At 49.0% G+C, this 6,531-nt stretch carries 4 protein-coding genes; 2 read left to right on the plus strand and 2 right to left on the minus strand.

The window, feature by feature from the left end; all coding sequences use genetic code 11:
- The first annotated feature begins 312 nt into the window (after window positions 1–312).
- Entirely contained in the window at window positions 313–3,762 is a 3,450-nt protein-coding gene (locus V6D20_00970; protein ID HEY9814368.1) for a PAS domain S-box protein, read from the plus strand.
- A 460-nt stretch (window positions 3,763–4,222) separates the two neighbouring features.
- Window positions 4,223–4,924 (plus strand): class I SAM-dependent methyltransferase, encoded by a 702-nt coding sequence (locus V6D20_00975; GenBank protein ID HEY9814369.1) that lies wholly within the window; start codon window positions 4,223–4,225, stop codon window positions 4,922–4,924.
- Between the two features lie 120 nt (window positions 4,925–5,044).
- Here V6D20_00975 and V6D20_00980 read toward each other — a convergent pair whose 3' ends face one another.
- Together V6D20_00980 and V6D20_00985 are read right to left on the minus strand one after the other, a co-directional pair.
- A complete protein-coding gene (locus V6D20_00980) occupies window positions 5,045–5,824 on the minus strand; it encodes a GntR family transcriptional regulator (GenBank protein HEY9814370.1) in 780 nt (259 codons plus the stop codon).
- A 255-nt stretch (window positions 5,825–6,079) separates the two neighbouring features.
- Window positions 6,080–6,531, minus strand: a 452-nt coding sequence (locus tag V6D20_00985; protein HEY9814371.1) for an amino acid ABC transporter ATP-binding protein, incomplete at its 5' end; no start/stop codon positions are given.

Raw genomic sequence — 6,531 nt, forward strand, 5'->3', positions numbered from 1 at the left:
GGCGTCATACCCATCTAATGTGAAGCACCATGGGTGTAGGGTATGTTAGCAAAGCGTAGCGCACGGCAAACCTGCAATCATGTGCATCTTCAAATGAATTGGGTATGACGTAACGTCTCATAATGTTCCTTGAAGCTAGTATCAATTTACACATAAATTTGGGTGAAGGAGTAAGGGTTATTTCTGGTATCCTGGTACCCTATGAAGCGATGGCTTGGAAAAGGGTGTCTAGGGGGGAGCTCTATGGAGAGGATCGATCTGGCGAGGGGTGGTCTTGTGTGATGAAATGTCTTGTGAATGGATAAAACGGTCTTGAGCACCTTGCAACGTGATTTGGCTATCTATCCCGCATCTGTGACGATTGTAGTCGCTGATAGTGATTCATCTATTGGGCAGGATGTAATGTTCTGTTTGATGGATCTGGGCTACTGCCCGCAGCGGGTACAGCTTATCCAAGATCTGCACATGGCTCTAGAAGCAGGTACGGTTGACTTACTGTTCCTGTCGGTTCAGTGGTTGGAGCAAGGGCTTGATCTGCAGGCGATCGCTGCCATTCCTGTGATTCCGTTTGGTTCTGATCAAGAGCGATCGCGGGCCTATGAAGCTGGCGGTATAGACTACCTAACGCTACCGTTTAGTTCTGCAGAGCTTCAGGCTAAGGTACATATCCACACCCAACACCGAGCTGTGGTAGCCCAGTTGCGCCAACAGCAGCAGCAGCACTACCAGCAGGAAGAACGCTGGCGGCTGTTGATGAAAGGCACCGGAGACGGCATTTTTGACTGGGATATCACCACAGGACAGGTGATGATGACAGCCCGCTGGATGTCCATGTTGGGCTACATGGAAGGGGAGTTTGTTGGGACGTTCACCACCTGGACAGATTTGCTGCATCCCGACGATCGCGATCGCACCCTAGCAGCTCAGCAGGCCTATATTTATCATCAAAGCCCAGATTACCAGCATGAATTTCGGCTACGTTGTGCAGATGGTAGCTATAAGTGGATTTTGGCCCGGGGGCAGGCGGTCTGGGATGAGTCTGGCTGTCCAGTGCGCATGGTGGGGTGGCATCAAGATATTAGCGATCGCAAGCAACTTGAGCTAGCTCTGCAGGCTTCAAAGGCCCAGCTTAGTGATATCCTCAATAGCATTGGAGCCTCTATTGGTAGCTTTCGCTACTACGATGATGGTTCATGGGAAACGGTGTATCATTCCCTGGGCTGTATTGCCGTATTTGGCTATCCCCTGGCTATTTTTCCGGCAGAAAAATGGTTGTCGTGCATCATACCAGAGGATGCGGAAACCTTCATTCCTCACTTGATCGATACGATACGACAAGAGCGCAGCAATACCTTTGAATATCGCTATCGTCATCCCGATGGTTCCATTCGCTGGATCTCAGACACTGTCACCTCTCGGCGTGACGAGATAGAATCCTGCTGGGTTGTGACTCTGGTGGGAATTGATCTGAGCGATCGCCGCCGAGCGGAGCAGGCACAGCGAGATAGTGAAGCACGCTTTCGGGCCATTTTTGAGGCAGCCCAAATTGGTATTGTGGTGGGCACTGCGCCAGACTACTGGCTATCGTTCACCAATCCTTGCTTTTTAAACCTGTTAGGCTACAGTGCTGAGGAGTTAGCAACTTATCAATGTTTCGATATTTCTTATCCTGATGATCTGCCGGCTGAGCGTCAACTTTTAGATGAATGTCTGGCTGGGCAGCGAGACTGCTATCAACTGGAAAAGCGATTTATCTGCAAAGATGGTCATATTATCTGGACGCATGTGATTATGTCGATGGTGCGGGATCCTCAGGGGCAGATCCAGTCCGCGATCGCCTTGGTGGAAGACATCAGCGATCGCAAACGGGCAGATCTGGCGCTGCAGGAAAGTGAAACCCGCTTCCGTGACCTCATTGAGCAAACCTCTGACTGGGTGTGGCAAACCGATGCAGACGATCGGTTTACCTACGTCAGTCCCCAAGTAGAGCACATTCTAGGGTATGTCCCGGATCAAGTGCTAGGGCATACAACCTTCGATTTTATGGAACCCCTAGAGCGCGATCGGGTGCGGTCGATTCTGCGCCCCTATGTGGAACGGGCCATGTCTTTTACGGGAGTGGAGAAAACACTCATTCACCAAGCGGGTAGACTGGTGACCTTAGAAACAAGTGGCTCTCCTATCCTAGATGCCCAGGGTTGGTTGCTGGGCTATCGCGGCATTGCTCGGGATATTACAGAACGCAAGCAGGCTGAGCTTAAGCTGCAACTAGCCAAACAAGAGGCCGAGGCAGCCAATGTGGCTAAGAGTCAGTTTCTGGCAAGCATGAGCCATGAACTGCGGACGCCGCTCAATGCTATTTTGGGGTTTGCTCAGGTGATGGGATACGATACGCAACTGTCGGCTGATCATCGTAATTTCGTTCAGACTATTCTGCGCAGTGGAGAGCACTTGCTAGAGCTAATCAATGAGGTGCTGGATTTATCCAAAATTGAAGCCGGGCATATGTCCGTTGAATATAGTACGTTCAATCTTCCAGATTTTATCCGAACGAGCTGTGAGATGCTCTACCAACAGGCGGATATGAAAGGTCTCACGCTCCATTTTGATCTTGCAGAGAACACGCCTAGTTACATCATGACCGATGCCCACAAGCTGCGTCAGGTGTTAATTAATCTGTTGGGCAATGCAATTAAGTTCACAGACCAAGGACAAATTTTTCTGCGGGTTTCGGCTACAGTGCATCCCCATTGCGATCGCCAACAGTTAACCCAGGTTTTTCTGACGTTTGAGGTTGAGGATACGGGTATTGGTATTGCGCCTGAACATCAAGCCAGGATTTTTGAAGCCTTTGAGCAGGTGTCGGATGCTTCAAATGGTTCAAAATTTGCTGATGGCACAGGACTAGGGCTGACGATCAGCCGCCGTCTGCTGGATCTATTGGGTGGGCAGATTACCCTAGATAGTCAACCTCAGCGGGGGAGCCTCTTCCGCTTTTCTATCCCTGTGCGCCTTGCCACCTCGGCAGATCTTGAGCAGACCCTGCCTACTAGTGTGGTGATTGGCGTTACGCCTGGTCAGCCGACCTATCGAATTTTGGTGGTGGATGATCAGGAAGATAATTGTCAATTTTTGATTCAAACCCTGAGTATCATTGGCTTTGAGACCCAGGCTGCAGATCGGGGAGAGGCAGCGATCGCTCTTTGGAAGCAGTGGCAACCCCATTTAATTTTGATGGATATCAACATGCCGGGAGTGGATGGCTATGCGGCGACTCGTCATATTCGTAGGGTGGAGCAGACTAAAGGCGTTGATCAACATTCCGGTCAAACCATCTGCCCAACGCGCATTTTGGCCATGTCGGCTAGTGCCTTTGATCGCGATCGCACCTATGCCCTAGCGGTGGGATGTGATGACTTTTTGACGAAGCCAATTCAGCTGCAGACGTTGTTTCACAAAATTGCCGCGCTCATTCCTGTTCACTATGTTTTCAGCCAAACGATGGATGTAGTACCTGCTCCACCTGCTCTTGCCTCCGATCAGCTTTGTGTGATGCCCAGGGAGTGGATCGAAGAACTATGCCAACGGGCTGCCCTGTGTGACTCGACGCATATTGATCACCTGCTCAAGCAGATTCCAGCGCACCATAGGCTTTTGCAAGAAGGATTACAGTGCTATAACGATATGAGCCGGCTTGATATTATCTTGGACTTAGCAGATGCCTGTCTCCGCATGAATAGCAATGAGTCGAAGCTAGACTAGCTTCGACAGCGATCGCCTACCTATCTTTAACGATCCAACGTATGATAGGCATATAGGTGTTGCTTTGAATAGGATGATGAATCTAAATGTTCAAGATGGCTAGTGTAGGCGGGCAGCGATCGCCCCTACTCAAGGTCATTCGTTCGATCTTCGTTCGATCCAGTCATACTAAAATAGACTGTTCTTCTATGACGTTTATTCTTGCTGTATTTCAGGTATAGCAATCACCATCTATGGTAAGACAACGCTGCAAATGAACCCTATGGTTCCAAGGCATAGATAGTGTCCTGCCTCTGTCCCTTGATCAAAGCAGCAGCAACCATGGGGACTTCATGCAGCCTCCTCTAACCAAGAGGATAGCTGTTGCCATACAGCATTCTAGGGTTGTGAAATCTTAGGGCTCTCAACTTTGTTCGTTAACGTCTGTGATGTTGACGAGCCTGTATCTAACTTACTAATTATGACCACACATCATAGAGAAAACAACCTGGATTTGTCTGATCAAAATAAGAAGGCTTGGGACTCTTTGTATGCATCGACAAAGGATTTAGTCTGGGGCACTCAACCCATTGGGTTTATTGATATATTTATTCCTTATATTAAGAATAGGTTACCTAAGTCTTCTTGTATTTTAGATGCTGGTGCAGGAGAGGGGCGCAACCTACCTAAACTTCTAGCCTTGTCCGATCACATCGTTGCTTGTGATGCTTCAGCACATGCGCTAAGTAAAATCTCCACAACACTCCTCGCCCTTCTGAAAACAGTCACCTGTGACCTTGAATCTATTCCCTTGGAGGATGGCTACTTCGATTTTATATTGCTTGCAGATGTGGTTGAAACCTTACCCGATCCACAACCAGTGCTGCGTGAACTGCATCGCCTGTTGAAGCCAGGAGGCTTGCTGCTTTGTAATATTCCTGGCTTTGAAGATAGCATTGCTGACATTGATATGGAAATAATCGGGGACAATCAGTATTTATATCAAGGGCGATACTTTTACCGCTTTGTTCATCAAGATGAAGCGATCGCCCTCTTGGAATCCTGTGGATTTCAAATGGTAGATCATCAGCTTTGCTCATGGGCGGAGGCAGCCCATCCATCGTTCCGCAGTGATGCCCATATGCACTCAAGCTATGTGTTCTTGGTTGAGAAAGCAGGTTGACTCAAGTCTACACCGGTGTTGCTGAATGACGATGTAAAATCGGCATATAAGCGTTTCGCTCACGGTTCGTTCGCATATCGCATCAATTATATCTTGATGCAGTAACGTCTCTACGTCTTGTTATGAGGGTGCAAGAATAGCCTTTACCTCCACCACCACGCGACTTTTGCTGGACAATAAATGCTCTCGTATGGCTTGGATTGCTTCTGCGGTCTGTTGCTGGGCGATCGCCTCATAAACCCGTCGATGTTCGGTATTGATATCTAGGACTCGGGGATTGTGGTGGGTGGTGCGAATGCGTAGAAGGGTCATCTTGCTAAACACCTGATCAAGCAGTCCCAGTAAGCATAAGTTACCGGAGCTTTCGGCAATCAGGCGGTGGAAGCGATAATCTAAATCCAGCATCTGAGATCCCAGATCGATCGACGGCTTTTGCTTAATTAAGGTATCTGACTCGTTCAAATAGTACTCAAATTGGCGCAACTGCTCTGGCTTAATCCACCGGCAGGCTTCAGTGACTGCCAAGGTTTCCAAGGCAATCCGGCAATCATACAAATGCTCAGCTTCGCGAGCGGAGATAGTTGTGACCCGCAGCCATCCGTTACCATCAGCCGTCACCAGCTCTTCTTGCTGGAGTTGACGAAGAGCTTCTCGAATAGGAGTACGGCTTACTTTAAGCTGGCTAGCAATTTGAGTTTCTATCAAGCGATCGCCAGGCAGTAACTCACCGGATAAAATGCTGTCTCGCAGTGCATCATAGGTTTGCTCTGACAAAGACTTTTGACGCTGAACGACTTGGTTAATGATTCCCAAGATCACAACTCCTAACTGATCCAATACAAGAGACTCGGTGATGGTACGGCAAGGCTCTAGGCTGATAGCAGAGTTGTTTGATGCCATAACCATAACCTTCTTTGCGAAGCTGCTTGGCGGATGGTCGTCACGCAGGCTATGCCTAAGATAGCTCATAGCGCACCGATACTATAAAATCTGGTTAAACAACCACAGGATACGCCCTGCATTCTAGCCCTTGTTCAACCTTAGATCATTATAGGAGTCTTAGCCTAAATCCTTTTCCTGAATGTTAGCCAATGAGGGCTGCAGGGCGGTGGCTAGAACCATAGACTTGACATAAGCGGCACCGCAGCGCTGAGCCTAATGGAGAATCTGGGAGAGAAACTGCTGGGTACGCTGATGCTTGGGATGGGTGAAGAACTCTTGGGGGGTAGCCTCTTCTACAATTTGCCCCTCAGCCATCAATACGATGCGATCAGCAACTTCCCGGGCAAAACCTACCTCATGGGTAACACACACCATGGTCATCCCTGATTGGGCTAAGGAACGCATGGCGTCCAACACCTCTCGCACCATTTCCGGGTCGAGTGCTGAGGTCGGTTCATCAAATAGCATAATTTTGGGCTGCATTGCCAAGGCACGAGCGATCGCCACCCGCTGCTGCTGCCCCCCGGATAGTTGTCCTGGATACTTATGGGCTTGATCTAAAATTCCTACTCGCTCTAGTAATTCTGCTGCAATATCTTTGGCCTGTTGTTTACTCCATCGACGCACTTCCATGGGGGCAAGAGTAACATTGTCTAGTACGCTTA

Source organism: Candidatus Obscuribacterales bacterium, assembly GCA_036703605.1.
Classification (GTDB): domain Bacteria; phylum Cyanobacteriota; class Cyanobacteriia; order RECH01; family RECH01; genus RECH01.